This window comes from Acidimicrobiales bacterium (assembly GCA_036491125.1).
GTDB lineage: Bacteria > Actinomycetota > Acidimicrobiia > Acidimicrobiales > AC-9 > AC-9.
Map to the genome: position 1 here is coordinate 22,209 of DASXCO010000070.1, position 26,313 is coordinate 48,521.

The following is a 26,313-nucleotide window of genomic DNA, read 5'->3' on the forward strand; positions in this document are numbered from 1 at the left end:
GGAATCCCTGGAAGAGACTCCCTTGCGTACCTACTCACCCAAGCCCAGCGACGTCGTCCGTGCCTGGCACGTCGTCGACGCCGACGGACTGGTGCTGGGCCGCATGTGTGCCGAGGTGGCTCGGGTCCTGCGAGGCAAGCACAAGCCCCTCTTCGCCCCTCACGTCGACATGGGTGACCACGTCGTGATCGTCAACGCGGCCAAGGTGGTCATGACCTCCGACAAGGCCGGCAAGAAGCACTACTACCGCCACAGCGGCTACCCCGGCAGCCTGACGAGCCGTACTTACGCCGAGCTGCTGGCCACCCGACCCGAAGAGACCGTCCGCCGGGCGGTGCGAGGGATGCTGCCCAAAGGCCCGCTCGGTCGGCGCACGTTGAAGAAGCTCAAGGTGTACGCCGGACCCGCCCATCCACACACCGCCCAGGACCCCCAGCCCCTGCCGCTGGCGGGAGCCCGGGCGCACCCGGCCTGAGGAGCCCGATCATGCCCCAGCCTCTCGTCAAGACCACCGGTCGCCGCAAGGCGGCGGTGGCGCGCGTGCGTTTCCGCTCCGGCGGCGGGACCATCAGGATCAACCGGCGCCCGATCGAGGAGTACTTCCCCTCGGCGACTCACCGCATGATCGCCACCGAGCCTCTGCGGCTGGCGACGGCGGCGGACACCTACGACATCGACGCGACCATCGGCGGCGGGGGCACCTCCGGACAGGCCGGCGCCCTCCGCCTCGGGATCGCCCGCGGCCTGGCCGATCTGGACGGTGAACTCCGGGTCCCCCTCAAGCGGGCGGGGTTCCTGACGCGCGACGCCAGGAAGAAGGAGAGCAAGAAGTACGGCCTCAAGAAGGCCCGCAAGGCGCCCCAGTACTCGAAGCGGTAGCCGCGCTTGACCCTGAAGTTCGGCACCGACGGCCTCCGCGGCGTCGCCAACGCCGAGCTCACCCCTGAGCTCGTCCTTGCCCTCGGACGGGCCGCGGCACGGGTCGTTCCCGCTCCTGAGTTCATCGTCGGTCGGGACACGAGGCTGTCGGGCCCCCTGTTGCAGGCTGCTCTGGCCGCCGGGCTGGCCAGCGAAGGCGTGCGCGTCGCCGACGTCGGCGTCATCCCCACGCCCGGCCTGGCCTGGCTCTCGGCGACGCGGCAGGTCCCGGCGGCGATGATCTCGGCCTCGCACAACCCGTTCCCCGACAACGGCGTCAAGCTCTTCGGCTCCGGAGGGACCAAGCTGTCCGATCCCGTCGAGCGGGCCCTCGAGACCGAGCTCGGCCGGCTGGTCGCCGAGCCCACGGCGCCCGTCACGAGAGCGGTGGTGGGGGGCTCGGTGGGCCGCATAGACGCCGACCCCGCGGCCGTCGATCAGTACAGCGACCACCTCGTCGCCTCACTGGACGGCCGCCGCCTGGACGGCCTTCGTTGTGTGCTGGACTGCGCCAGCGGCGCCGCCAGCCGGGTCGCACCGTCGGTCCTGGCCCGCTTGGGAGCCGACGTGAGCGTCATCGCCGACGCTCCCGACGGGACGAACATCAACGACGGCTGCGGCTCGACCCATCCCGAGGGCCTCCAGCGCGCCGTCGTGGCGGCGGGGGCCGACGTGGGACTGGCCTTCGATGGCGACGCCGACCGCGTGCTGGCCGTCGATCACGCCGGCACCCTGGTCGACGGTGACCATCTCATGGCCCTGTTCGCCGTGGATCTCCTGGAGCGTGGCCTTCTCGCTTCGGACACGGTGGTGGTGACGGTCATGACCAACCTCGGGATGCTGCTCGCCCTCGAGGCCAGGGGCATCCGGGTGTGCCAGACCCAGGTGGGCGACCGCCACGTCCTGGTCGCCATCGAGGAGGGTGGCTACACCCTCGGGGGGGAGCAGTCCGGTCACATCATCTTCCGACAGCTCGCAACCACCGGCGACGGGATCCTGACCGGCCTCCAGCTCCTCGATCTGCTTCGGCGTCGGGGTCGGCCCCTGGCCGAGCTGGCCGGCGAGGCGATGACCCGCCTGCCGCAGGAGCTTGTCAGTGTGGCAGTGCCCCGTCCCGACCAGCTGGCCTCGGCCGGAGCGGTCTGGGAGGAGGTGGCGGCCGTCGAGGCAGAGCTCGGTCGTGCCGGTCGGGTCCTGCTCCGGGCCAGCGGCACCGAGCCGGTCGTGCGGGTCATGGTCGAGGCACAGAGCGCCGAGCAGGCTCGCGCCGCGGTCGACCGCCTGTGCCGCATCGTGCGCCGCCAGCTGGGGGACGCGTGAGGCGCCCGTTGCTCACCGCGGCTGCCCGGCAACCGAGCATGTCGCGTTCGAGCCGGGTTCCGACGGCAGCGAGGTCGGCGCCTCGAGCCACCGTCCCGGTGGGTGACAGGACGCCGTAGCCTTAGGTCCCATGTGCGGCATCATCGGCGCCACCGGATCGTCTCCCGTGCTCCCCGTGCTCCTCGAGGGGCTGGCCCGCCTCGAGTACCGCGGCTACGACTCGGCAGGTGTCGCGCTGCTGGCCGATGGGGGCGTGTGGCGCCGCCGGCGGGCCGGCGGCAACAAGAGCGTGGCCGAGCTGACCGAGACGGTCGGTGACGCCCCGTCCGCCACCGCGGGCATCGGCCACTCGCGGTGGGCGACCCACGGGGCACCGACGGAGCTCAACGCCCACCCGCACACCGATGCCTCCGGCCGTCTGGCCCTCGCCCACAACGGGATCATCGAGAACTACCGGGAGCTGGCCCGGACCCTGCCCCAGGGCGGCGACGAGCTGACCAGTGACACCGACACCGAGGTGTTGGCGCACCTGATCGCGGCCCGCAAGCGAGACGGTCTGGGCCTGGCTGACGCCGTGCGCGCCGCCCTGGCCGAGGTCCAGGGCAAGTTCGCCATCGCCGTCATCCACGCCGACGACCCCGGGCTCATCGTCGGCGCCCGGCGGGGCTCGCCGCTGATCGCCGGCCAGAGCGACGGGACCGGACTGCTGGCATCGGACATCCCCGCCATCCACGGCCGGGCCGAGACGTTCTACGTCATCGACAACGACCGCGTCGCCGAGGTTCGTGCCGGCGATGTGCGGGTCACCGACCTGGCCGGGCGCGAGGTCGAGCTGGTCCCCCGGCAAGTCAGCTGGGACCTGGAGGCCGCCGAGAAGGGTGGGTACCCGGACTTCATGATGAAGGAGATCCACGAGCAGCCGGCCGCCGTGCGCGACACCCTGTTGGGCCGCATCGCGGGCGGGCGCCTCGTGCTGGACCAGGTGCGGTTGTCGGACGATGACGTGCGCCAGGTCGACAAGGTCTTCGTCGTCGCCACCGGGTCGAGCTACCACGCCGGGATGGTGGGCCGATTGTCCATCGAGCACTTCGCCCAGCTGCCCACCGAGCTCGAGATCGCCAGCGAGTTCCGCTACCGCGACCCGGTGCTCGACTCGTCCAGCCTCGTCGTCGCCATCAGCCAGTCCGGCGAGACGCTGGACACGATGGAGGCGGTCGCCCACACCAAGGCCATGAGCAAGGCGCGGGTGCTGGCCGTCACCAACGTGGTGGACTCCTCGCTCGCTCGGGATGCCGACGCCACGCTCTACACCCGGGCGGGACCGGAGATCGGTGTGGCCTCGACCAAGTGCCACGTGGCCCAGCTCGTGGCCATGCAGGTCCTGGCCCTGTACCTGGGCCAGGTCAGGGGCAAGTACTACCCCGAGGAGGTGGCCCACCAGCTCGAGTGCCTGCAACGCCTGCCCGAGCGCGTCCAGGCCGCCATCGACACGGCTCCGGCGGTGACCGAGGTGGCCCGGCAGGTGGCGGGAGTGCGCGATTTCTTCTTCATCGGCCGGGGTGTCGGAAACGCCATGGCCCTGGAGGGCGCCCTCAAGCTCAAGGAGATCAGCTACCTCCGGGCGGAGGGCTATCCGGCCGGCGAGCTCAAGCACGGCCCCATCGCGCTCATCGAGCCCGGCGTGGTGGTGGTGGCGATCGCCACTCGCAGCCGGCTGCGGGACAAGCTGCTGGCCAACATGCAGGAAGTCAAGGCCCGAGGGGCGACCGTCGTCGCCCTGGTCGACGACGAGGACGCCGACGACAGCCACGTGCGGGCGATCGCCGACCACGTCCTGACCGTGCCCTACGCCGGCCACGAGCTGTTCCAGCCCGTGGTGGACGTCGTCCCCCTCCAGCTCTTCGCCTATGCGCTGGCCAGGGGGCGGGGCAACGACGTCGACCGTCCCCGCAACCTGGCCAAGACCGTCACCGTCGAGTGATGACCCCGTCGGGGGCTGCGATCGAGGGCGTGGGGATCGGGATCGACGCCGTGGAAGTGCCGAGGTTCCGCCGGGCGCTCGAGCGCCGGCCTGGGCTGCGGGGCCGGTTGTTCACCGCCGGCGAGCTGGCGTACGCGGCCCGGTTCGCCGACCCGGCACCCCGGCTGGCCGCCCGCTTCGCCGTGAAGGAGGCGACCATGAAGTCGCTGGGCGTCGGGCTCGGCGCCTTCGCCTTCCACGACGTCGAGGTGGTACGCCGACCGGGAGGCGCGCCCACGCTCTCTGTCGCCGGCAAGGCTTCCGAGCTCGCGGGCCGCCTCGAAGTGACGGGCTGGCGGGTGTCGATCACCCACACCGATCTGATGGCCGAGGCCGTGGTGCTCGCTCTGGCCGGCCCGGGAGGCCTGCCCATCGATACGGCCGGCGCGGGAGGCCGGCCCATCGATACGGCGGGCCGAGGATGAAGCCGGTCGTGACGGTCGAGGAGATGAAGGCCGTCGACGCCGACGCCCAGCGGCGCGTGAGCCTGGAGACCCTCGTGGACCGGGCTGGTGGGGCGGTGGCCCGATCCGTGCTCCGCCGGCTGGGGGGCTCGTACGGGCGTCGAGTCGTAGTCGTGGCCGGCAAGGGCCACAACGGAGACGACGGCCGCGTCGCCGCCGACCGGCTCCGTCGGCGCGGCGTGGGGGTGCGAGTGGTCGACGCGGCAGCGGCCGGGGAGGAGCTCCCGCCCTGCGACATCGTCGTGGACGCCGCCTATGGGACGGGATTCCGGGGCGAGTACCGGGCGCCCGAGGTCGCGCCGGGCGGACTCGTGGTGGCCGTCGACATCCCCTCGGGGGTCAACGGCGACACCGGAGAGGCGGCTTCGGGCGCGGTGCGGGCCGATGCCACCGTGACCTTCGCCGCCCTCAAGCCCGGACTGCTGCTCGGCGAGGGTCCTGAGCGGTCCGGATCGGTCGAGGTCGTCGATATCGGCCTGGACGTCAGCCGGGCCCGCATGCACGTGGTCGACGACGCCGACGTCGGTGACCTCCTGCCCACGCGCCCGAGAGACAGCCACAAGTGGGAGACGGCGATCTATGTCGCTGCCGGTTCACCCGGGATGATGGGGTCGGCGACCTTCTGCTCCCTGGCCGCCATGCGGTCGGGGGCGGGAATGGTCCAGCTCGGCGTCCCCGGCGCCGGCCCTCGGGACCTCCCGAGCAGCGAGGTGGTCGCCCACGGGCTGCCGCCCGAAGGTTGGGAAGCCGACGTCCTCGGCGTCGTCGGACGCTGCCGGGCGCTCGTCCTCGGGCCGGGGCTGGGACGCTCCGAAGCAGCGGCGACAGCCGTGCGCCGTCTGGTCGCCGAGTGCCCCGTTCCCGTGCTCGTCGATGCCGACGGGCTCAACGTGCTCGGCCGGGCGGAGGAGGTCGCCAAGCTCGTAGCGGGCCGCTCGACCCCCATCGTGCTGACGCCTCACGCCGGCGAGTACGCCCGCCTGGCCGGCGCTGCCCCTGCGCCCGACCGGATCGGAGCCGCCCGCGACCTGGCCCGGCGGACCGGTGCGGTGGTGCTGCTGAAGGGCTCGACGACCATCGTGGCCGCGCCGGATGGCGGATCGCTCGTCTCGACATCGGGCTCGCAACGTCTGGCCACGGCCGGGACCGGCGACGTCCTCTCCGGCGTCATCGGGGCCTTCCTGGCTCGGGGTCTGGATGCCGTCGAGGCGGCGGCGTTCGGGGCCCACGCCCATGGTCGGGCAGCGGGGCTAGGCCTCTCCGAGGGCCTGCTGGCGGGGGACCTCGTCGAGCTCGTGCCCCGCTGGCTGTCGGGAGTGATGGCCCGGTGAGGGCGCGCTGGGTGGCCCTCGGCCTGGGCGCCGCGGCCGGGTCCGCGGCCCTCGTCGAGCGCCAGATCATCCGGCGGGCGCGGGCGGGGGTCGTGCCCGTCGGCGAAGCCGATTTCGTCCCCCCGGTCGCCGAGCGGACGATCGAGACTGACGACGGTGCCGAGATCCACGTCCTCGAGCGGGGAGAGGGCCCGCCGATCGTGTTGCTGCACGGGATCACGCTTGCGGCCCGTATCTGGGGCTACCAGCTGCACGACCTCTCGGCGACACACCGGGTCGTCGCCATCGACCAGCGCGGCCACGGTCGGTCCCGTGCTGGCCGGGAGCCCGCCGACCTCACTCGTCTCGGGACCGACCTCCTCACCGTCCTCGAAGCTCTGGACCTCCGGCACGCGGTCCTCGTCGGCCATTCGATGGGAGGCATGGTCGTGCTCCGCCTGTTGGCGGACCGGCCCGAGACGCTGTCCGAACGGGTGGCCGGAGTCGGTCTGGTGGCCACGTCGGGAGGTCCGCTCGCCCGCCTGCCCTACTGGGAGCTGCTGGCCCGCACGCTGGCGCGCCTCGTCGGCCTGCGGCTGCACAGGATGAACGGGGTCGGGCGGGGGCTGCTCCCTCCCGGCGACCTGTCCTACCTGATTGCCCGAGTCGCCTTCGGAGCCGCTCCACGCCCGGACCACGTGGAGCTGACCAGGGCCATCATCGACGACACCTCGGTGGCCGTGGTGGCCGAGCTCCTGGGCGATGTCATGACAGTCGACCTGTGCCGCAACCTCGGGGCGGTGGATCAGCAGGCGCAGGTGGTCGTCGGCTCGAGGGACACCTTGACGCCGCCCTGGCACGCCCGCCGGCTGGCCGCCGCGCTTCCCCGGGGGGAGCTGCTCACCCTCGATGGCTGCGGGCACATGGTCATGCTCGAGCGTCGGGAGGAGCTCGGCGGCGTTATCGAGCGCTTCGCCAGCCGGTGCCGCCAGGTCCTCGAGGCGTCCGCCTGATGGCGGACCGTGAACGGCCGGCGGCGGGGCTGGGGTCCCCGCCGCCCTGTGTCGATCAGAACAGAGGAGGTCGGGGGTGGGCCCCCGCCCGGGGCGGCGATGCCGCCAGGAGCAGAGCTTGATCACCGAGCTGCCCGGCGTGCGGGTCGGGCACTGGACCAACGACGCGGCCCGGACCGGTTGCACCGTGGTCCTCCTTCCCGCCGGGACCGTGGCCTCGGGGGAGGTCCGAGGCGGTGCGCCGGGAACGAGGGAGTGGGAGTTGCTGGCTCCGGAGCGGCTGGTCCAGCACGTCGATGCCGTGGTGCTGAGCGGCGGCTCGGCCTTCGGGTTGGCCGCGTGCGATGGTGTGGCCAGGTGGTGCGAGGAGCGGGGCAGAGGCCTGGCGACCCCGGCCGGGCCCGTGCCCATCGTGGTCGGCGCCGTCCTGTTCGATCTCGGCGTGGGCGACCCGTCGGTCCGACCGGGTGCCGACGCCGGCTACGCCGCTGCCGAGGCCGCGACCGGGGGTGTGGTGGCGACCGGAACCGTCGGAGCGGGCACGGGGGCGACGGTCAGCACGTGGCGCGGGCGGGACGCCGCCGTACCGGCGGGGATCGGCACCGCCACCGAGCGCCGGGAGCGCCTGGTCGTGTCGGCACTCATGGCCGTGAATGCCTTCGGTGATGTCGTCCCCTCCCCCGGCTCAGCTGCCGAGGAGCGGCTCGACCCCGGACCGGAGGCCTTCCCGCCAACCTCCGGAGGGTCGTTCTCGGTCCTCGGGAACACCGCCATCGGCATCGTCGTGACCAACGCCGCCCTGAGCAAGACCGGCTGTTTGCTGGTGGCCCAGTCGGCGCACGACGGCCTGGCCCGTGGCATCGAGCCCGCCCACACCACGGTCGACGGCGATGCCATCGTGGCCGCCGCCCTGGGCGAGGTGGAGGCCCATGTCGACGAGGTGCGGCTGCTGGCGGCGCGGGCCGTGGTCCAGGCCGTGCGCTCGACGGGTCAGCCCCTCGCTCCTGGGTAGGTGGGCCGGCGCGGTGGATGAGTCGGAGTCGCCAGCGCTTTTGCCGACCCCTGCGATTACCATGATGGCGTGGCGACGCTCGTCGAGCTCGAGCGGGAAGCACACGTCTGCGTCCGCTGCCCGCTGTCAGCAGGACGCACGAACGTGGTGTTCGGCGTCGGGGATCCCAACGCCTCGCTCATGCTCGTCGGAGAGGGGCCAGGCCGGGACGAGGACCTCGCCGGCGAGCCGTTCGTGGGTCGATCGGGCCAGCTCCTCGACCGGCTTCTGCGCCAGGAGGTCGGGCTCGAGCGCCGTCAGGTCTACATCGCCAACGTCGTGAAGTGTCGACCGCCGGGGAACCGCGACCCGCGGCCGGAGGAGATCGCTTCGTGTCGTCCCTACCTCGAGGCCCAGCTCGACATGGTGGCCCCCACCGTCGTGGTGACCCTCGGCAACTTCGCCACCCGGTTGCTGCTCGACACGACCGAGGGGATCCGGCGGTTACGGGGACGGACCTATCCCTTCCGCTCCGGGAGCCTCGTGCCCACCTACCACCCGGCCGCCGCCCTGCGGGGCGGGGGAGGAGAGGTCCTCGCCGAGATGCGGGCGGACCTCGTGCGGGCCAAGCAGGAGCTCGGAGCGCGACCGTGATCGTCGCCGCCACCAAGTCACCCGACGACACGAGGGAGCTCGCCGCGGCGTTGGCCGGTGTCGTGCAGCCGGGCGACGTCCTCCTGCTGGCGGGCGAGCTCGGCAGCGGCAAGACCGTCTTCGCCCAGGGCTTCGGGCGGGGCCTCGGGGTCGAGGAGCAGGTGACCAGCCCGACCTTCACCCTGCTGCGCACCTACGAGGGCCGGATCACGCTCGTCCACGCCGACGTCTACCGCCTCGACCACCTCCAGGAGGTCGTCGACCTGGCCCTGCCGGAGCTGCTCGACGAGGGCGGGGTGGCCCTGATCGAGTGGGGTGACGTGGCCGCCGCGGCCTTGGCGCCCGACTTCTTGGAGGTGTGCCTGGAGCTCGGTGCTGACGACGACGACCGCGTGCTCACGCTGCAGGCGGTCGGGGGACGGTGGTCTGGACGGCTGCGCCTGCTGGCCGTCGTGCTCGACCGGTGGCTGGTCGACCCGGGTCCGGCCGCCGGCGCCGTGCCGGAGGGGCTGCGGTGATCATCCTCGGCATCGAGACCGCCACCCAGCAGGTGGGCGTGGCCCTGGGCGGACAGGAGGGCGTGATCGCGTCGTTCGGCGTGGCGCGCGGGCGTCGCCACGCCGAGACCCTCGCTCCTGCCATCGAGTTCGTGTGCCGCCAGGCCCAGGTGGAGCTGCAAGAGGTCGGCATCGTGGCCGTCGACATCGGCCCCGGGCTCTTCACCGGCCTGCGGGTGGGCGTGGCGGCGGCGAAGGCGACCGCTCAGGCTCTCAGGCTGCCGATGATCGGGCTGTCCAGCCTCGATCTGCTGGCCTTCCCGGTGCGGCACACGCGTCGGCTCATCGCCGCCGTCATCGACGCCCGCCGGGGCGAGGTCTACAGCGCCCTCTACCGCCAGGTCCAGGGGGGCGTCCAGCGGCTGTCCGACTACCGGCTCCAGCCGCCCGCCGATCTGGCCTGCGAGCTGGAGGCCAGCGGCGACGAGTGCATCGTGGTGGGGGACGGGGCCGTCCGCTACGGGGACCTACTGGCCGCCGACAGCCGCATCGAGCTGGGTGGGCTCGGGTACGCCTATCCACAGGCCTCGGCGCTGGTGGAGCTGTCCCATCCCCGGGCCATCCGCGAGGAGTTCGTCCAGCCCCGCGACCTGCGGGTCCTCTACCTGCGCAAGTCGGACGCCGAGATCAGCTGGGACGAGCGCCGTGCCGCGGGAGCGCCGGGAACGACCTGGGCGGGCGACGGTGGACCGGCGCCCTCGACCGGCTCGGCCGGCGACGGCACCCGGGTCCAGGGGCGGAGTTGACCGTGGCTGCTGCTCGAGTTCCCGAGGACGACGCCGGGCGCCCGCTCGCCCCGCCCCGGCACGGCGCGGCACCCGAGGTGCAGATCCTGGCCATGCGACGCCGCCACCTCCGCTCGGTGCTGCGCATCGAGGCCCAGGTCTACCCCCGACCGTGGTCGCTGAGCCTGTTCATGAGCGAGCTCGCCCTGCGCTCGACACGGGCCTACCACGTCGCCCGGGCCCAGGGGGCCATCGTCGGCTACTCGGGCCTGATGTTCAGCGGGGCCGACGCCCACGTGACCACGATCGCCGTCGACCCCGCGTGGCAGCGCCACAAGGTCGGCACCCGGCTTCTGCTCAACATGGCCTGGCTCGCCCGACGTCGAGGGTGCCGCAACCTCACCCTCGAGGTGCGGGTCGCCAATCGCGTCGCCCAGGCGCTCTACTACCGGTTCGGGTTCCAGCCCGCCGGAATCCGCAAGAACTACTACGCCGAGACCAACGAGGACGCCCTGGTCATGTGGGTCGACGACATCGACACCGACGACTACGCGCGTCGCCTCGACGCCCTGGAGGAGGGGCTCGGCCCGACGGTGGTGGGCGAGGAGCGCTGGTGAGCCGATGAGCTCTCCGGCCCGCATCCTGGGCATCGAGACCTCCTGCGACGAGACGGCGGCGGCGGTGGTCGCCGAGGGCAGCCAGGTGCTCTCATCGGTGGTGAGCAGCCAGATCGACATCCACGCCCGCTACGGCGGTGTCGTGCCCGAGATCGCGGGGCGGGCGCACGTCGACCTCCTCACGCCGGTCATCGCCGAGGCGCTCGTGGAGGCGGGGCTCGACGCCCGGGGCGTCGAGGACGGCGCCGGCGCTCTCGGGGTGGCCGCGGTGGCAGCGACCGTCGGTCCCGGCCTGGTCGGGTCCCTCCTGGTCGGGGTGAGCACCGCCAAGGCCTTGGCGCTGGTGTGGGACGTGCCCTTCGTCGCCGTGAACCACCTGGAGGCGCACCTGTACGCGGCCTTCCTCGAGGAGCCGGATCTCGAGCTGCCGCTGGTCGTCCTCCTGGCCTCCGGCGGCCACACGCTGCTCGTGGCGATGGAGGACCACGGGCGCTATCGGCTGCTGGGACAGACCATCGACGACGCCGCCGGAGAAGCGTTCGACAAGGTGGCCCGCTTCCTCGGCCTCGGCTACCCGGGCGGTCCCGTCATCGACAGCGAGGCCGCCCGGGGACGGGCCGACGCCGTCGCGTTCCCCCGGGCACTGGCCGGCGAGAGCCTCGACTTCTCGTTCAGCGGGCTCAAGACGGCGGTGATCACCCACGTGCGCAAGCACCCCGAGGTGGCGGTCCCCGACGTGGCCGCTTCGTTCCAGGAAGCCGTGGTGGACGTCTTGGTCGCCAAGGCTCGGCGGGCGGCGGCGGCCGTAGGCGCCCGGGGTCTGTGCCTCGCCGGCGGGGTGGCCGCCAACTCGGTCCTGCGGGAGCGGATCCTCGACGCGTGCATCGCCGACGGCCTCCGCGCCTTCGTCCCCAGCCGCGCCATGTGCACCGACAACGCGGCCATGGTCGCCGCCGCCGGGTGGTGGCGGCTGCGCAGCGACGGTCCCAGCTCCCTCGAGACGGGGGCCGACCCCGGGCTGCGCCTCGCCGGCGCCAGGTGAGGTTGCCAGCGGCCGCGCCTCTCGCTAGGGTTAGCACTCGACATCTGAGAGTGCTAAGCGCCAAGAGAAGGCGAAGAGAAAGCCAAAGGGAGGCCTGCGGAGATGAACCTACAGCCCCTCGACGACAGGATCGTCGTGCGCCCCAGCGAGTCGGAGGAGACCACGGCGTCCGGCCTGGTCATCCCGGATACCGCCAAGGAAAAGCCCCAGCAGGGCGAGGTATTGGCGGTGGGCCCCGGCCGGAGGGCGGAGAACACCGGCGAGCTCGTCCCCCTCGAGGTCGCCGTGGGCGACACCGTCGTGTACTCGAAGTACGGCGGCACCGAGATCACCACTGAGGGTGAGGACCTGCTGATCCTCACCGGCCGTGACGTCCTGGCCAAGGTGGCCAAGAAGGGTAAGAAGTAATGCCGAAGATCCTCAAGTTCGACGAGAACGCACGCCGGGGCCTCGAGGCCGGCGTCAACAGGCTCGCCGACTCGGTCAAGGTCACGCTCGGCCCCAAGGGCCGGAACGTGGTCCTCGAGAAGAAGTTCGGCGCGCCAACCATCACCAACGACGGCGTCACGATCGCCCGTGAGGTGGAGCTGGAGGACGCCTTCGAGAACATGGGCGCCCAGCTGGTCAAGGAGGTCGCCACCAAGACCAACGACGTGGCCGGCGACGGCACGACCACGGCGACGGTCCTGGCCCAGGCGCTGGTCCGGGAGGGCCTGCGCAACGTGGCCGCCGGTGCCAGCCCGGCCGCCCTCAAGCGGGGCATCGACACGGCCGTGGCCGCAGCGGTCGACTCCATCCTCGACCAGGCCAAGGAGATCGACGACCGGAGCGAGATCGCCCAGGTGGCGGCCATCTCGGCCGCCGACGCCTCCATCGGCGAGGTCCTGGCCGACGCGATCGACCGGGTCGGCAAGGACGGCACGGTGACGGTCGAGGAGTCGAACACCTTCGGCCTGGAACTGGACTTCACCGAGGGCATGCAGTTCGACAAGGGCTTCCTGTCGCCGTACTTCGTGACCGATCCCGAGCGCCAGGAGGCCGTCCTCGACGACCCCCTCCTGCTCATCACCAACCAGAAGATCAGCGCTGTCCACGACCTCGTCCCCGTCCTCGAGAAGGTCATGCAGGGCGGCAAGCCGCTGCTCATCATCGCCGAGGACATCGAGGGCGAGGCGCTGGCGACACTGGTCGTCAACAAGATCCGGGGAACGTTCAACTCGGTTGCCGTCAAGGCGCCCGGGTTCGGCGAGCGCCGCAAGGCCATGCTCGAGGACATGGCGGTCCTGACCGGCGCCCAGGTCATCTCCGAGGAGATCGGCCTCAAGCTGGAGAACGCCACCCTCGACCTGTTGGGCCAGGCCCGCCGCGTCATCGTGACCAAGGACGACACCACGATCATCGAGGGCACCGGCAGCCAGGACGACATCAAGGGCCGCATCGCCCAAATCAAGCGGGAGATCGAGGACACCGACTCCGACTGGGACAGGGAGAAGCTCCAGGAGCGCCTGGCCAAGCTGGCCGGGGGCGTCGCCGTGGTGAAGGTGGGCGCCGCCACCGAGGTGGAGCTCAAGGAGAAGAAGCACCGCATCGAGGACGCCCTGTCGGCGACCCGGGCGGCCATCGAGGAAGGCGTCGTGGCCGGTGGGGGTACCGCCCTCATCCGCAGCCGGGGCGCCATCGACAAGGCCGCCAAGGGCCTCAGCGGTGACGAGGCCACCGGGGCCGACATCGTCCGCAAGGCTCTCGAGGAGCCCACACGGTGGATCGCAGCCAACGCCGGGCTCGAGGGCGCCGTCGTCGTGCGTCAGGTCGAGGCCGAGACCGGCACGACCGGCCTGAACGCCCTCACCGGCGTCTTCGAGGACCTGCTGAAGGTCGGGGTCATCGACCCAGCCAAGGTGACCCGCTCGGCCCTGCAGAACGCCGCCTCGATCGCCGGCCTGCTCCTCACCACCGAGGTGTTGGTGGCGGACAAGCCCGAGAAGGGCCCCGATCCGGCCGCCGCCGCGGCCGCCGCAGCAGGCGGTGGCATGGGTGGCATGGGCGGAATGGGTGGCATGGGCGGCATGATGTAGCGGTCGCGGTACCGATGGAGACAGCCGGCCGGGCCCACGAGGCCCGGCCGGCTGCCGTTCCGGGGCCAATCGGGCGCGGCCCACCACTAGATTCTGCGGACATGGACCCCCGGCCGCCCCCCGACCCCGCCAAGCTGCTGGCCTTCTGGATGGAATGGGAGCGGGCCGAGACGCCTCCAGGGCGGGTCATGAGCAACCTCAAGACCGGCGGGCTGCGCGAGCTCCTGGAGACCCTGGTCGAGGATCACCCGGTGGCGAGCTAGCCGAGGGTGGGATCGGGCGAGCAGCTCATCCCGCGTCCCGCGGGAGCCCGTCCGGGCGCGCCGGCGCCGTGGGCGGAGGCGCGGCTCGACGCCAGGCGGGGTCTCACCATGGAGCGGGTGCGGGCGGCACTCCGCCTCGAAGACCCCACGACGGCCGAGACGGTGGCGAGGCTGGAGGCGGACCCGAGAGGCGATGCCGGCGTGCTCGTCCCACTCTTCGAGGAGGCCGGGGAGACCAGGGTCATCCTGACGAGGCGGGGCGCCCACCTCCGCTCGCACACCGGCCAGGTCGCCTTCCCGGGGGGGCGGCTGGAGCAGGGAGAGGATGCGGTCGCGGGCGCCCTGCGTGAGGCCCACGAGGAGGTCGGCCTCGATCCGGGCGACGTGGAGGTGCTGGGGCAGCTGGCGCCGCTGGCGACGGTGTCGAGCGGATCGAGGATCACGCCCTTCGTCGGGGCGCTGGCGCGGCGTCCGCGCCTCTCACCCAACCCCGCCGAGGTGGCCCGCATCTTCGACGTCAGCCTGGCCGAGCTCGCCACCGACGAGGTGTACCGCGAGGAGCGCTGGGACCTCCCGGGCCAGGACGACCGACCGATGCACTTCTTCGAGCTCGAGGACGAGACGGTCTGGGGCGCGACGGCCCGCATCCTCACCGAGCTCCTGGAGCTGGTCGTCGGCGCGGCCTGAGGTGGGCGTCCGGGCCTTGTCCGCGTGTTCCAAATTTTGGTCGAGATTGATCCCGCGCGCCGGGCCCGATCGCCCGCGAGAGCCGCCTGATCGCCACGGCGTCGCTGTAGCCTTGACGTTTCCCCCCAAGTGTTGAGGAGCGTAGATGGCTGAGGTCGAGATCGGCATCGGCAAGTCGGGGCGGCGGGCGTACGGGTTCGACGACATCGCCATCGTCCCCAGCCGGAGGACACGCGATCCCGAGGACGTGGACATCTCCTGGGAGATCGACGCCTACCGGTTCGAGCTCCCGCTCATGGCCGCGGCCATGGACGGCGTGACGAGCCCCGCCATCGCCATCGAGGTGGGTCGGCTGGGCGGGAGCGCTGTCCTCAACCTCGAAGGGCTGTGGACCCGCTACGAGGACCCCGAGCCGCTGTTCGAGGAGATCTCCCACCTCGACGACGACAAGGCGACGGCCCGCATGCAGCAGATCTACACCGAGCCCATAAAGCCCGAGCTGGTCACCGCCCGCATCCGGGAGATCAAGAGCGCCGGGGTCGTCTCGTGTGCCGCGGTGACGCCGCAGCGGACGCGCAGCCTGGCGCCGGCCCTCCTCGAGGCCGAGCTCGACCTGCTCGTGATCCAGGGGACGGTCGTGTCGGCCGAGCACGTCTCGAAGACCACCGAGCCCCTCAACCTCAAGCGCTTCATCCGCGAGTTCGACATCCCGGTGATCGTGGGAGGCTGCGCCTCCTACCAGGCGGCCCTGCACCTGATGCGGACCGGCGCCGTGGGCATCCTCGTGGGCGTGGGGCCGGGCAACGCCTGCACCAGCCGGGGCGTGCTTGGCGTCGGCGTACCCCAGGCCACCGCGATCGCCGACGGTGCCGGGGCCCGTATCCGCCACCTCGACGAGACCGGCGTGTACTGCCACGTCATCGCCGACGGCGGCATGAGCCGCGGCGGCGACGTGGCCAAGGCCATCGCCTGTGGCGCCGACGCGGTGATGCTCGGCTCTCCGCTGGCGGCGGCCAACGAGGCGCCCGGCCGCGGCTACCACTGGGGCATGGCCACCTTCCACCCCACGCTGCCGCGCGGCGCCCGGATCCGCACCGGCATGAGAGGCACGATGAGCGAGATCCTGCAGGGACCGGCGCACGAGAACGACGGCCGCTTCAACCTCTTCGGGGCCCTGCGCACGTCGATGGCCACGACCGGCTACGAGACGGTCAAGGAGTTCCAGAAGGCCGAGGTCATGGTGGCGCCCGCCCTCCAGACCGAGGGCAAGGCCGCCCAGCGGTCCCAGGGCGTCGGCATGGGGCACCCTTGAGCACGACGGGTCCCCTTTCGGGTGACCCGGCCTTCGACACGGTCCTCGTCGTGGACTTCGGGGCCCAGTACGCCCAGCTGATCGCCCGCAGGGTGCGCGAGGCGCACGTCTTCTCCGAGATCGTTCCCCACACCATGCCGGCCGCGGAGATGCTGGCGCGTCGGCCCAGGGCGATCATCCTCTCCGGCGGTCCCAAGTCCGTGCACGTCGACCCGGCCCCGGTCGTCGACCCCGAGGTCTACGACTCCGGCGTACCGGTGCTCGGCATCTGCTATGGCGCCCAGCTGCTGGCCCATCAGCTCGGGGGCTCGGTGGCCCGCACCGGCCGGGGCGAGTACGGGCGGACGCCGCTCACCCTGTTGGCGCCGTCCCTGCTCTTCGCCGAGCAGCCGGGCGAGCAGGACGTGTGGATGAGCCACTTCGACGCCATCGCGGGCGCCCCCGACGGGTTCGTGGTGACGGCGCGCGCCCCCGACGCTCCCGTCGCCGCCCTCGAGCACGCCGGCCGACGCCTGTACGGCGTCCAGTTCCACCCCGAGGTCGTCCACACCCAGCGGGGCCAGGAGATCCTCAAGCGGTTCCTGTACGACGTCTGCGGTTGTCGTCCCAGCTGGACCCGGACCTCGATCATCGAGGCGTCGGTGGAGACGATCCGGGCCCAGGTCGGCTCCCACCGGGTGCTGTGCGCGCTCTCCGGAGGCGTGGACTCGAGCGTCGCTGCCGCGCTCGTCCACAAGGCGATCGGTTCCCAGCTGACCTGTGTCTACGTCGACACCGGGCTCATGCGAGCGGGAGAGACGGAGCAGGTGGAGGACACCTTCCGGGGGCAGTTCCAGATCGACCTGGTACGGGCCAAGGCGGCCGACCGGTTCCTCGAGGCGCTCGACGGCGTGGAGGACCCCGAGGACAAGCGCAAGGTCATCGGCGCCACCTTCATCAGGGTCTTCGAGGAGGTGGCGGGGGACGTCGACAACGCCCGGTTCCTCGTGCAGGGCACGCTGTATCCCGACGTCATCGAATCGGGGACCGAGGACGCGGCCAGGATCAAGTCCCACCACAACGTCGGGGGTCTGCCAGCGGAGATGAACCTCGAGCTCGTCGAGCCCCTGCGCACCCTGTTCAAGGACGAGGTGCGGGCGGTGGGCGAGGAGCTCGGGCTGCCCGAGGAGATCGTGTGGCGCCAGCCCTTCCCGGGACCGGGCCTGGCCGTGCGCATCGTCGGCGCCGTGACGCCCGAGCGCCTCGAGGTGCTGCGGGCGGCGGACGCCATCGTCGTCGAGGAGGTCAAGCGGGCCGGCCTGTACCGCAGCCTCTGGCAGAGCTTCGCCGTGCTGCCGGGCGTGCGCACCGTCGGCGTGATGGGTGACGAGCGCACGTACGCCTATCCCGTCGTCATCCGCGCCGTCACGTCGGACGACGCCATGACGGCGGACTGGGCCCGACTCCCGTACGACCTCCTCGAGCGGCTCTCGAGCCGCATCATCAACGAGGTGGCCGGCGTGAACCGGGTGGCGTTCGACGTGACCTCGAAGCCGCCCGGCACCATCGAGTGGGAGTGACCACCGGTATGGTGGCCGCGAGATGAGCGAGGTGGCCGCGGCCGGACCGGATCGGCCAGGCGAGGACGAGCTGCTGGCCGGGCTCAATCCCGCCCAGCGTCGCGCCGTGCTGCACGGCGACGGTCCGATGCTGGTCGTCGCCGGCGCCGGCTCGGGCAAGACGCGGGTGCTCACCCGCCGGATCGCTCACCTGGTGTCAGCACGCGAGGTGTCACCGTTCCGGATCCTCGCCATCACCTTCACCAACAAGGCCGCCGACGAGATGCGCCAGCGGGTCGCCTCCCTGGTCGGCCCGGTGGCCAACCGGATGTGGGTGTCCACCTTCCACTCGGCGTGCGTTCGCATCCTGCGTCGTCACGCCGACAAGCTCGGCTACCGCTCCTCGTTCACGATCTACGACCAGGCCGATGCTGTGCGGCTCACCGGCTACGTGCTGCGCGACCTCGATCTCGACCCCAAGCGCTTCCCGCCTCGGGCCGTCCAGGCCGCCATCAGCAACGCCAAGAACGAGCTGCTCGACTTCGAGACCTACTCGGCGCAGGCGGAGAAGGTCTTCGAGCGCCGGACGGCCGAGGTCTACCGCGACTACCAGCAGCGGCTCCTGGCCGCGAGCGCCATGGACTTCGACGACCTGCTGATGGTCACGGTCAACCTCTTCCAGAGCCACCCCGAGGTGCTGGGCGAGTACCAGTCCCGCTTCGCCCACGTCCTCGTGGACGAGTACCAGGACATCAACCGGGCGCAGAACGAGCTGATCGTGCTGTTGGGCAAGGGACACGGCAACGTCTTCGTGGTGGGGGACACGGACCAGAGCATCTACGGCTTCCGGGGGGCTGACATCCGCAACATCCTCGAGTTCGAGGAGGCGTTCCCCGACGCCACCGTCGTGCTCCTGGAGCAGAACTACCGCTCCACGCAGACCATCCTGGACGCGGCCAACGCCGTCATCTCCAACAACATGATGCGCAAGCCCAAGGTCCTGCGGACCGAACGGCTGGGCGGCGAGCGGATCTCGTACTACCAGGCCGAGGACGAGCGGGACGAGGCCTTCTGGGTGGGCGAGGAGACTGCCCGCCTGCACTCCACCGGCCGCTGCCGGTGGGGCGACGTGGCCGTGTTCTACCGGACGAACGCCCAGAGCCGGGTGATCGAAGAGGAGCTCGTCCGGCGCGCCGTTCCCTATGTCGTGATCGGAGGCCCCCGCTTCTACGACCGCCGCGAGGTGAAGGACCTCCTCGCCTATCTCAAGGTCCTCGTCAACCCCGACGACGAGGTCTCCTTCCGGCGCATCGTCAACGTGCCTCGTCGCGGCGTGGGAGACACCAGCGTCCGGCGCATCGAGGCCTGGGCGTCGTCCCAGGGGACGAACTTCGGTGCCGCCCTGGCCGGGGCGGAGCGGGCGGGCGTCACCGGCAAGGCCGCCAGCGGGATCCGCAGCCTGCTGGAGCTGCTCGAGCGCCTGCGGAGCGGCGCCGAGGGTGAGGTGTCCGGCGCCGACCCGGCGGTGATGCTGGAGGCGGTGCTGGAGCTCACCGGCTACCGGGCCGAGCTCGAGGCCGAGCACAGTCTCGAGGCGGCGGGACGACTCGAGAACCTGGCCGAGCTGGTCGGCGTCGCCAGCGAGCACGAGGACCTCGCCTCCTTCCTCGAAGGGGTGGCCCTGGTGAACGACGCCGACGACCTCGACGACGACGATTCCAGGGTCGCCCTGATGACCTTGCACACGGCCAAGGGCCTCGAGTTCCCCGCCGTGTTCCTCGTCGGCATGGAGGAGGGGGTGTTTCCGCATCTGCGGGCCATGGGCGAGCCCGACGAGCTCGAGGAGGAGCGCCGCCTCTGCTACGTGGGGATGACGCGGGCCCGGGAGTACCTGCACCTGTCCCACGCCACCTGCCGCGGGCTCTGGGGCTCGGTGCAGTGGAACCCCCCGAGCCGGTTTCTGAAAGAGGTCCCGGAGATGCTGCTGCGGAACGCGGGGAACGGCGCGACGAGCAACGGCGCCAACGGCGCCGGTCGGTCCGGGACCCGCGGCCGCGACGCACTGGTCGAGTCGGCCCGCCGGGCGGGACGGACCAGCCCGGCCCGGACCACGGGGGCCGAGCGGCTCGGTCTGAAGGTCGGCGACGACGTCGTCCACGGCAAATGGGGAGAGGGCGTGGTCCTCGAGCTGCGCGGCAGTGGTGACAAGGCCGAGGCCACGATCCGGTTCCCGGGCATCGGCGAGAAGCAGCTCCTGCTGGCCTGGGCCCCGCTCAAACGGGCCTAGCTTCAGACCGGCCAGGTTCGTGAGGCGGCACCGGGCCCTAGTATGCGGTGGATGAACAGGCCCTACCGCGTGATCGTGGCCAAGCCTGGCCTCGACGGGCACGACCGGGGGGCCAAGGTGATCGCCCGGGCCCTGCGCGACGCGGGCTTCGAGGTCATCTACACCGGCCTGCACCAGACACCCGAGCAGGTCGTCCAGGCCGTGATCGAGGAGGACGCGGACGCGGTCGGACTGTCGCTGCTCTCGGGGGCGCACCTCACGCTCGTCCCGAAGATCATGGAGGCCCTGAGGTCCGCCGGCGCGGGCGATGTGCTGGTGGTGTGCGGTGGGATCATCCCCGAGGCCGACATCCCGAAGCTCACCGAGATCGGGGTGGCCAAGGTGTTCACCCCCGGAGCTCCCCTCCAGGACATTCTCGAATGGCTGGGCGGGGAGCTCGACCGCCGGGAGGCGGCGACCGAGAGCAGCCAGAGCTAGACCCGACGAGAGAACCCGACAGGAGAGGCAGCCAGGTGGACCTGTTCGAGTACCAGGGCAAGCAGTACTTCGCCCGCTACGGGATCCCGGTGTCACCGGGAGGCGTGGCCGACACGGCCGACCAGGCCGTGGTCGAGGCCGACCGGGTGGGGTACCCCGTCGTTGTCAAGGCCCAGGTCCAGGTGGGCGGGCGTGGAAAGGCCGGGGGCATCAAGCTGGCGGGGAACCCAGACGAGGTCCGTGGCCACGCCGAGGCCATCCTCGGGATGGACATCAAGGGCCACGTGGTACGGAGGCTGTGGATCGAGCACGCCTCGGACATTGCCGAGGAGTACTACGCCAGCTTCACCCTCGACCGATCGGCGAAGCTCCACCTCGGCCTGGTGTCGAGCCGGGGTGGCGTCGACATCGAGCAGGTGGCGGCCGAGGAGCCCGAGGCCATCGCGCGGCTCCACGTCGATCCCGTCGACGGTTTCACCGCGCCGATGGCGGCCGACATGGTCGACCGGGCCGGGCTCGACCCGGATGCCCGGGACGAAGCGATCGAGCTGCTCATCAAGCTGTACCTGTGCTTCGTCAAGGGCGACGCCGAGCTGGTGGAAGTCAACCCCATGATCCTGACAACCGATCGCCGCGTGCACGCCCTGGACGCCAAGGTGACCCTCGACGACAGCGCCGCCTTCCGCCATCCCGAGTGGGCCGAGCTCACCAGCTTTCAGGACCTGGACGACCGCGAGCGCCTGGCCAAGGAGAAGGGGCTCAACTACATCGGACTGTCGGGCAATGTCGGCATCATCGCCAACGGCGCCGGGCTCGCCATGAGCACCCTGGACGTGGTGAACCAGGTCGGGGGCTCCGCCGCCAACTTCCTGGACGTGGGCGGGGGGGCGAACGCCGACGTGATGGCCAACGCCCTCGAGGTCATCAACACCGACGACAACGTGCGCTCGATCCTCGTCAACATCTTCGGCGGGATCACCCGCGTCGACGAGGTGGCCAAGGGGATCGTCGAGGCCCTGGGGCGGGTCGAGCTGCGGGCGCCGATCGCCATGCGCCTCGACGGCACCAACGTCACCGAAGGACGGGCCCTCCTCGCCGACCACGAATCAGATCGCCTGATCTCGCTGCCCACCATGCTCGACGCGGCCCGCAAGGCCGTCGAGCTGGCCGCTGCGGGCGATCGGACGGCCCCGTCGTCATGAGCATCTTCGTCGACGAGCACACCAAGGTCGCTATCCAGGGCTTGACCGGGGGCCAGGGTCGCTTCCACGGACTGCGCAACCGGGACTACGGCACCAAGGTGGTGGCCGGCGTCACACCCGGCAAGGGCGGCCAGGACGTCGAGGGCATACCTGTCTTCGACACCGTGGCCGAGGCGGTGGCGGCCACCGGCGCCAACGCCTCGTTCGTCTCCGTGCCCCCGCGCGCCGCGCCTGCCGCCATTCTCGAGTCGGCGGCCGCCGGCATCCCCTTCATCGTCTGCATCACCGAGTTCATCCCCGCCCAGGACGAGGCCCTCCTGTTCAACCAGCTCCGGCGGGACCATCCCGGTTCCCGGCTGCTCGGGCCCAACTGTCCCGGCATCATCTCCCCGGGGAAGTGCAACATCGGCATCACCTCGGGTGACATCGCCTTGGCGGGTGGGCCGGTCGGGATCGTCAGCCGCTCGGGGACGCTCACCTACCAGGCCCTCAACGAGCTGTCCCTCCAGGGCGTGGGTCAGACCACGTGTGTGGGCATCGGTGGGGACCCCGTTCCGGGGACGGGGTTCATCGACTGCCTGGCCGCCTTCGAGGCCGACCCGGAGACGGGCGCCGTGATGATGATCGGCGAGATCGGCGGCACCGAGGAGGAGCGGGCGGCGGACTTCATCGCCAAGGACATGAGCAAGCCCGTGGTGGCATACATCGCCGGGGTCACGGCGCCGCCGGGCAGGCGCATGGGCCACGCCGGCGCCATCATCTCCGGCTCGTCGGGCACCGCCAGGGCCAAGATGGACGCCCTCGAGGCCGCCGGTGCCATCGTGGCCCAGAACCCGACCGAGGCCGGCGAGCTCATGGTCGAGGTGGTGGGCAAGCTCGGCTGAGAGACCCGGCAATAACCGGCCGGAACGAGCGCCGCTGGTAGCGTGCGAAGAGTGCAAGTCGGGGTGCTGGCGTCGGGCAGCGGGACGATCCTCGAGGCCATCCTGGACGCCGAGCTACCTGTGGCCGTCGTCGTCGTCGACCGGCCCTGCCGGGCCCTGGATGTGGCCACGCAGGCCGGGGTGTCGGCCCAACTGGTCGAGCGACGCAGCTTCGGGAAGGACTTCGATCGCGTCGCCTACACCGAACAGGTCGTCGACGTGCTGAGGGCCCACGGCGTCCAGCTCGTGGTCATGGCCGGGTTCGGGACGGTGCTGGACAAGCCGGTGCACGACGCCTACGCGGGGAAGATCCTCAACACCCACCCGGCGTTGTTGCCTGCCTTCCGTGGCTGGCACGCCGTGGAGGAGGCCCTCGCCGCAGGGGTGAAGATCACGGGGTGCACCGTGCACGTCGCCACGCTCGAGGTTGACGACGGTCCGATCCTCGCCCAGGAGGCGGTGCCGGTGCTGCCGGACGATACCGTCGAGTCCCTGCACGAACGGATCAAGGCGGTCGAGCGGCGCCTCTATCCCGCCGCCATCGCCGAGGTCATCGAGGAGCCACTGAAGTCGTGAGGGCACTGCTGTCCGTCTATGACAAGACCGGCCTGACGGAGCTCGCCAGCGGCCTGGTCGACCTGGGATGGGAGCTGGTGGCCAGCGGCGGCACGGCGACGGCGCTCACGGAGGCGGGCGTTGCCACCACGCCGGTCGACGCGGTGACGGGCGCGCCCGAGATGCTCGACGGGCGGGTGAAGACCCTCCACCCCGACATCCACGGCGCCATCCTGGCCGACCGCAGCAACCCGGTGCATCGCTCGGAGCTGGGCGAACGGGACATCACGCCGATCGACCTCGTCGTGTGCAACCTCTATCCGTTCCGGTCCCGACCCGGGATCGAGATGATCGACATCGGCGGCCCGACGATGGTCCGTGCCGCGGCCAAGAACCACGCCCACGTAGGCGTTGTCGTCGACCCCGCCGACTACGGGCCGGTCCTCGACGAGCTGCGGGCCGACGGCGCCCTGTCGGACGCGACCCGTGGGCGACTGGCCCGCGCCGCCTTCGCCCATACCGCCGCCTACGACGCGGCCATCGTGGGATGGCTGGACGACGGCGGCGCCGGCGGACCCGTCGTCACGCTCCCGCCGACCCTTCACCTGGCCCTCGAGCGGGTCCAGGACCTCCGCTACGGCGAGAACCCCCATCAGGAGGGCGCCCGCTACCGGGACATCGGGGCCCGAGGATGGTGGGACGGCGCCGTCCAGCACGGGGGCAAGGTCCTCTCCTACCTGAACCTGTTCGACGCCGAGGCCGCCTGGCAGCTCGTGCACCAGCTGGGTGACTCGCCCGCCGCCGCCATCATCAAGCACGCCAACCCGTGTGGCGCCGCGGTGGCCGGCGACATCGCCTCCGCTTACCAGCGGGCCTTCGAGTGCGACCCCATGTCGGCCTTCGGCGGCATCGTGGCCCTCAACCGGCCGGTCGACGACGATCTGGCGGCGCAGATCGTGGCCAACCCGGTGGCCGACGTCCTGGTCGCGCCGGCGTACAGCCCGGGTGCCCTGGAGCGGTTCGCCGCCAAGCGCAAGAACATGCGGGTCCTCGAGGCACCTCCGCCGGGGCCGCACGTCCGGGAGCTGCGCCGGCTGGACGGGGGGTACCTGGTGCAGGAGGCGGACCACTTTCCCGCGGGTCGCGACGCGTGGCGGGTCGTGACGAAGGTGGCGCCCACCGAGGCCCAGTGGGGTGACCTGGAGCTCGCCTGGCGCATCTGCGCCTTCACCTCGTCGAACGCCATCGTGCTCGTCGCGGGGCGCCAGGCCGTTGGCGTCGGCGCCGGCCAGCAGAACCGCGTGGAGCCCGGCCAGATCGCCGCTCGCAAGGCGGCCGGCCGGGCTTCCGGGGGGGCGGCGGCGAGCGACGCCTTCTTCCCATTCCGTGACGGGCTCGATGCCGTGGCCGCCGCGGGGGTGGCGGCGGTCATCCAGCCCGGGGGCTCGCTGCGCGACGACGAGATCGTCGCCGCTGCGGACGAGCAGGGGCTGGCCATGGTCCTGACCGGCGAGCGACACTTCCGGCACTGATGACGGCTCGGATCCTCGACGGCGAGGCGCTGGCCACGCGCATCCGGGAGCAGCTGTCCGAGCGGGTGCGGGAGCTCAAGGGAGCGGGCGTCCAGCCCGGGCTCGGATCGATCCTGGTGGGCGACCACGGGCCGAGCGCCCGCTACGTCGAGATGAAGCATCAGGACAGCGCCGAGGTGGGTATCGCCTCGATCCACCAGCACCTCCCCGCCACCACCAGCGAAGAGGAGCTGCACGCCACCATCGCCCGGTTCAACGCCGATCCAGAGGTGGACGCCTATCTCGTCCAGCTCCCGCTTCCCGCAGGTCTCGACGAGGAGGCGGCCCTGCTGGCCGTCGATCCCGGCAAGGACGTCGACGGGCTGCACCCGGTCAACCTGGGTCGGCTGGTCATGGGGGCCGACGGACCGATCCCCTGCACACCGGCGGGCATCCAGGCCCTGCTGGTGGCGAACGGGGTCGCCATCGAGGGCCGCCACGTGGTCATCATCGGCCGGGGCCTGACCATCGGTCGCCCCTTGGCGCTGCTGCTCGCGCTGAAGCGACCGAACGCCAACGCCGCCGTCACCGTGGTGCACACGGGCGTGCCCGATCTCGGCGACCACACCAGGCGGGCCGACATCCTCGTGGCCGCCGCCGGTCAAGCCGGGCTGGTCACACCGGACATGGTCAAGCCCGGGGCCGCGGTGGTCGGGGCGGGGACCTCCTGGTCGGGCAAGCGCCTCCTGTCGGACGTCGACGAGTCCGTCGCCGAGGTCGCCGGCTGGCTCACACCCCGGTTGGGCGGGGTGGGACCGATGACCAGGGCCATGCTGCTGACCAACGCCGTCCAGGCCGCCGAGCGCCGGGCCCGGCGAGGCTAGGGCCCAGCCCGGTCGGCGGGACCGGGTTTGCCAGGGGAGAAGTACGCTCTCAGGACCATGGCCAGGATCTCGGACCTCCTCGACGGGGGTCGGACCTTTTCGATCGAGCTGTGGCCCCCTCGGAGCGAGACGGCAGAGCGACGCCTTGAGGCGGCCCTGGCCGAGCTGCAGCCGCTGCGGCCGACGTTCACCTCGATCACCTACGGCGCGGGGGGGTCGACCCGGGAGCGGACCCACGACCTCGTCGTGCGCCTGCAGCGCCAGAGCGACATGACGGCCATGGCCCATCTCACCTGCGCCGCCCACCGTCGGGAGGAGCTCGAGGACGTCCTGATCCGCTACCGGGACGCGGGAGTCGAGAACATCCTGGCCCTCCACGGAGACCCGCCCCTCGATGCCGACTCGGACCTGCCCGAGGGCGACCTCCGCTACGCCCTCGATCTCGTCGAGCTGGCCCGCTCGGTGGGGCCGTTCTGCGTGGCGGTTGCGGCTCATCCCGAGGGACACCCCAGCGCCCCGGACCGGGCGACCGACCGCCGCCACACCGCCCTCAAGCTCGAGGCCGCCGACTTCGCCATCACGCAGTTCTTCTTCCGCCTCGAGGACTATCTGGACCTTGTCGACTCGCTCGCTGCTCTGGGAGTGGACAAGCCGGTGATCCCGGGCATCATGCCGATCACGAGCGTTCGCACCGTCAGCAGGATGTGCGAGCTGTCGGGGACCGAAGTGCCGCGGGTGGTGACCGACCGGCTGGAGCCGGTGGTCGACCGGCCCGACGAGGTTCGTCGTATCGGTGTCGAGGTGGCCACGGAGCTGGGCCAGAAGTTGCTGGCCGAGGGCGTGCCCGGCCTTCACTTCTACACCATGAACCAGGCCGCCGCGACCAGGGAGATCTCCGACAATCTGGGCCTCGGCCCGGCCGTCTGACGTGTGCCCCGACTAGGGGTGAGCGACCCCGCCGCCAGTAG

The 26,313-nt window shown here is 71.6% G+C and carries 27 protein-coding genes; all 27 read left to right on the top strand.

The window, feature by feature from the left end; genetic code table 11:
* The first annotated feature begins 22 nt into the window (after positions 1 to 22).
* Entirely contained in the window at positions 23 to 475 is a 453-nt protein-coding gene (gene rplM, locus VGF64_05875) for a 50S ribosomal protein L13 (protein HEY1634265.1), read from the top strand.
* A gap of 11 nt (positions 476 to 486) precedes the next feature.
* Positions 487 to 879, top strand: coding sequence for a 30S ribosomal protein S9 (rpsI, locus tag VGF64_05880; GenBank protein HEY1634266.1), 393 nt, complete (start codon positions 487 to 489; stop codon positions 877 to 879).
* Positions 880 to 885: 6 nt separating this feature from the next.
* Positions 886 to 2,238, top strand: a complete 1,353-nt coding sequence (gene glmM / locus VGF64_05885; protein HEY1634267.1) for a phosphoglucosamine mutase — start codon at positions 886 to 888, stop codon at positions 2,236 to 2,238.
* 130 nt (positions 2,239 to 2,368) lie between these two features.
* Positions 2,369 to 4,219, top strand: a complete 1,851-nt coding sequence (gene glmS / locus VGF64_05890; GenBank protein ID HEY1634268.1) for a glutamine--fructose-6-phosphate transaminase (isomerizing) — start codon at positions 2,369 to 2,371, stop codon at positions 4,217 to 4,219.
* Positions 4,219 to 4,683: a holo-ACP synthase gene (acpS, locus tag VGF64_05895; GenBank protein HEY1634269.1), complete on the top strand. Its 465-nt coding sequence runs from the start codon at positions 4,219 to 4,221 to the stop codon at positions 4,681 to 4,683. The genes glmS and acpS overlap by 1 nt, the downstream gene beginning before the upstream one ends.
* Complete coding sequence (locus VGF64_05900; GenBank protein ID HEY1634270.1) at positions 4,680 to 6,053, top strand: NAD(P)H-hydrate dehydratase; 1,374 nt, start codon at positions 4,680 to 4,682, stop codon at positions 6,051 to 6,053. Before acpS ends, VGF64_05900 begins: the two co-directional genes overlap by 4 nt.
* Positions 6,050 to 7,045, top strand: a complete 996-nt coding sequence (locus VGF64_05905; GenBank protein HEY1634271.1) for an alpha/beta hydrolase — start codon at positions 6,050 to 6,052, stop codon at positions 7,043 to 7,045. The genes VGF64_05900 and VGF64_05905 overlap by 4 nt, the downstream gene beginning before the upstream one ends.
* Positions 7,046 to 7,163: 118 nt before the next feature.
* A complete protein-coding gene (locus tag VGF64_05910; protein HEY1634272.1) occupies positions 7,164 to 8,057 on the top strand; it encodes a P1 family peptidase in 894 nt (297 codons plus the stop codon).
* 69 nt (positions 8,058 to 8,126) lie between these two features.
* Positions 8,127 to 8,690: a uracil-DNA glycosylase gene (locus VGF64_05915; GenBank protein HEY1634273.1), complete on the top strand. Its 564-nt coding sequence runs from the start codon at positions 8,127 to 8,129 to the stop codon at positions 8,688 to 8,690.
* Positions 8,687 to 9,208, top strand: coding sequence for a tRNA (adenosine(37)-N6)-threonylcarbamoyltransferase complex ATPase subunit type 1 TsaE (tsaE, locus tag VGF64_05920; GenBank protein HEY1634274.1), 522 nt, complete (start codon positions 8,687 to 8,689; stop codon positions 9,206 to 9,208). Before VGF64_05915 ends, tsaE begins: the two co-directional genes overlap by 4 nt.
* Complete coding sequence (gene tsaB / locus VGF64_05925) at positions 9,205 to 9,993, top strand: tRNA (adenosine(37)-N6)-threonylcarbamoyltransferase complex dimerization subunit type 1 TsaB (GenBank protein ID HEY1634275.1); 789 nt, start codon at positions 9,205 to 9,207, stop codon at positions 9,991 to 9,993. The genes tsaE and tsaB overlap by 4 nt, the downstream gene beginning before the upstream one ends.
* Before the next feature lie 2 nt (positions 9,994 to 9,995).
* The gene (rimI, locus tag VGF64_05930) at positions 9,996 to 10,589 is read left to right on the top strand and encodes a ribosomal protein S18-alanine N-acetyltransferase (protein ID HEY1634276.1); all 594 of its coding nucleotides are present in this window, start codon (positions 9,996 to 9,998) and stop codon (positions 10,587 to 10,589) included.
* A 4-nt stretch (positions 10,590 to 10,593) separates the two neighbouring features.
* Positions 10,594 to 11,631, top strand: coding sequence for a tRNA (adenosine(37)-N6)-threonylcarbamoyltransferase complex transferase subunit TsaD (gene tsaD / locus VGF64_05935; GenBank protein ID HEY1634277.1), 1,038 nt, complete (start codon positions 10,594 to 10,596; stop codon positions 11,629 to 11,631).
* Positions 11,632 to 11,733: 102 nt separating this feature from the next.
* Entirely contained in the window at positions 11,734 to 12,039 is a 306-nt protein-coding gene (gene groES / locus VGF64_05940) for a co-chaperone GroES (GenBank protein HEY1634278.1), read from the top strand.
* On the top strand, positions 12,039 to 13,706 hold the full coding sequence (groL, locus tag VGF64_05945; protein ID HEY1634279.1) for a chaperonin GroEL: 1,668 nt from the start codon (positions 12,039 to 12,041) through the stop codon (positions 13,704 to 13,706). Before groES ends, groL begins: the two co-directional genes overlap by 1 nt.
* Positions 13,707 to 13,807: 101 nt before the next feature.
* On the top strand, positions 13,808 to 13,969 hold the full coding sequence (locus VGF64_05950) for a hypothetical protein (GenBank protein HEY1634280.1): 162 nt from the start codon (positions 13,808 to 13,810) through the stop codon (positions 13,967 to 13,969).
* 6 nt (positions 13,970 to 13,975) lie between these two features.
* Positions 13,976 to 14,656 (top strand): CoA pyrophosphatase, encoded by a 681-nt coding sequence (locus VGF64_05955; protein ID HEY1634281.1) that lies wholly within the window; start codon positions 13,976 to 13,978, stop codon positions 14,654 to 14,656.
* Between the two features lie 145 nt (positions 14,657 to 14,801).
* Positions 14,802 to 15,968, top strand: coding sequence for a GuaB3 family IMP dehydrogenase-related protein (locus VGF64_05960; GenBank protein HEY1634282.1), 1,167 nt, complete (start codon positions 14,802 to 14,804; stop codon positions 15,966 to 15,968).
* Positions 15,965 to 17,527, top strand: a complete 1,563-nt coding sequence (guaA, locus tag VGF64_05965; GenBank protein ID HEY1634283.1) for a glutamine-hydrolyzing GMP synthase — start codon at positions 15,965 to 15,967, stop codon at positions 17,525 to 17,527. Before VGF64_05960 ends, guaA begins: the two co-directional genes overlap by 4 nt.
* Before the next feature lie 22 nt (positions 17,528 to 17,549).
* Positions 17,550 to 19,793, top strand: coding sequence for a DNA helicase PcrA (gene pcrA, locus VGF64_05970; protein HEY1634284.1), 2,244 nt, complete (start codon positions 17,550 to 17,552; stop codon positions 19,791 to 19,793).
* Between the two features lie 51 nt (positions 19,794 to 19,844).
* A complete protein-coding gene (locus VGF64_05975; protein HEY1634285.1) occupies positions 19,845 to 20,270 on the top strand; it encodes a cobalamin B12-binding domain-containing protein in 426 nt (141 codons plus the stop codon).
* A gap of 35 nt (positions 20,271 to 20,305) precedes the next feature.
* Complete coding sequence (gene sucC / locus VGF64_05980) at positions 20,306 to 21,472, top strand: ADP-forming succinate--CoA ligase subunit beta (protein HEY1634286.1); 1,167 nt, start codon at positions 20,306 to 20,308, stop codon at positions 21,470 to 21,472.
* Positions 21,469 to 22,356: a succinate--CoA ligase subunit alpha gene (gene sucD / locus VGF64_05985; GenBank protein HEY1634287.1), complete on the top strand. Its 888-nt coding sequence runs from the start codon at positions 21,469 to 21,471 to the stop codon at positions 22,354 to 22,356. The genes sucC and sucD overlap by 4 nt, the downstream gene beginning before the upstream one ends.
* Before the next feature lie 51 nt (positions 22,357 to 22,407).
* A complete protein-coding gene (purN, locus tag VGF64_05990) occupies positions 22,408 to 22,971 on the top strand; it encodes a phosphoribosylglycinamide formyltransferase (protein ID HEY1634288.1) in 564 nt (187 codons plus the stop codon).
* Complete coding sequence (gene purH, locus VGF64_05995) at positions 22,968 to 24,482, top strand: bifunctional phosphoribosylaminoimidazolecarboxamide formyltransferase/IMP cyclohydrolase (protein ID HEY1634289.1); 1,515 nt, start codon at positions 22,968 to 22,970, stop codon at positions 24,480 to 24,482. The genes purN and purH overlap by 4 nt, the downstream gene beginning before the upstream one ends.
* Positions 24,482 to 25,345 carry a tetrahydrofolate dehydrogenase/cyclohydrolase catalytic domain-containing protein gene (locus VGF64_06000; GenBank protein ID HEY1634290.1) on the top strand — a complete coding sequence of 288 codons (864 nt, stop codon included), beginning with the start codon at positions 24,482 to 24,484 and terminating at the stop codon, positions 25,343 to 25,345. Before purH ends, VGF64_06000 begins: the two co-directional genes overlap by 1 nt.
* A 57-nt stretch (positions 25,346 to 25,402) precedes the next feature.
* Positions 25,403 to 26,272, top strand: coding sequence for a methylenetetrahydrofolate reductase (locus tag VGF64_06005; protein HEY1634291.1), 870 nt, complete (start codon positions 25,403 to 25,405; stop codon positions 26,270 to 26,272).
* The last annotated feature ends 41 nt before the right edge of the window (positions 26,273 to 26,313 follow it).

Bases quoted from the DNA above. Each gene is read 5' to 3' on its own strand.
- VGF64_06000 (HEY1634290.1), top strand. From the start codon at position 24,482: ATGACGGCTCGGATCCTCGACGGCGAGGCGCTGGCCACGCGCATCCGG.
- VGF64_05950 (HEY1634280.1), top strand. From the start codon at position 13,808: ATGGACCCCCGGCCGCCCCCCGACCCCGCCAAGCTGCTGGCCTTCTGG.
- sucD (HEY1634287.1), top strand. From the start codon at position 21,469: ATGAGCATCTTCGTCGACGAGCACACCAAGGTCGCTATCCAGGGCTTG.
- rpsI (HEY1634266.1), top strand. From the start codon at position 487: ATGCCCCAGCCTCTCGTCAAGACCACCGGTCGCCGCAAGGCGGCGGTG.
- tsaD (HEY1634277.1), top strand. From the start codon at position 10,594: ATGAGCTCTCCGGCCCGCATCCTGGGCATCGAGACCTCCTGCGACGAG.
- VGF64_06005 (HEY1634291.1), top strand. From the start codon at position 25,403: ATGGCCAGGATCTCGGACCTCCTCGACGGGGGTCGGACCTTTTCGATC.
- acpS (HEY1634269.1), top strand. From the start codon at position 4,219: ATGACCCCGTCGGGGGCTGCGATCGAGGGCGTGGGGATCGGGATCGAC.
- groL (HEY1634279.1), top strand. From the start codon at position 12,039: ATGCCGAAGATCCTCAAGTTCGACGAGAACGCACGCCGGGGCCTCGAG.
- pcrA (HEY1634284.1), top strand. From the start codon at position 17,550: ATGAGCGAGGTGGCCGCGGCCGGACCGGATCGGCCAGGCGAGGACGAG.
- VGF64_05960 (HEY1634282.1), top strand. From the start codon at position 14,802: ATGGCTGAGGTCGAGATCGGCATCGGCAAGTCGGGGCGGCGGGCGTAC.
- VGF64_05900 (HEY1634270.1), top strand. From the start codon at position 4,680: ATGAAGCCGGTCGTGACGGTCGAGGAGATGAAGGCCGTCGACGCCGAC.
- glmS (HEY1634268.1), top strand. From the start codon at position 2,369: ATGTGCGGCATCATCGGCGCCACCGGATCGTCTCCCGTGCTCCCCGTG.
- VGF64_05975 (HEY1634285.1), top strand. From the start codon at position 19,845: ATGAACAGGCCCTACCGCGTGATCGTGGCCAAGCCTGGCCTCGACGGG.
- groES (HEY1634278.1), top strand. From the start codon at position 11,734: ATGAACCTACAGCCCCTCGACGACAGGATCGTCGTGCGCCCCAGCGAG.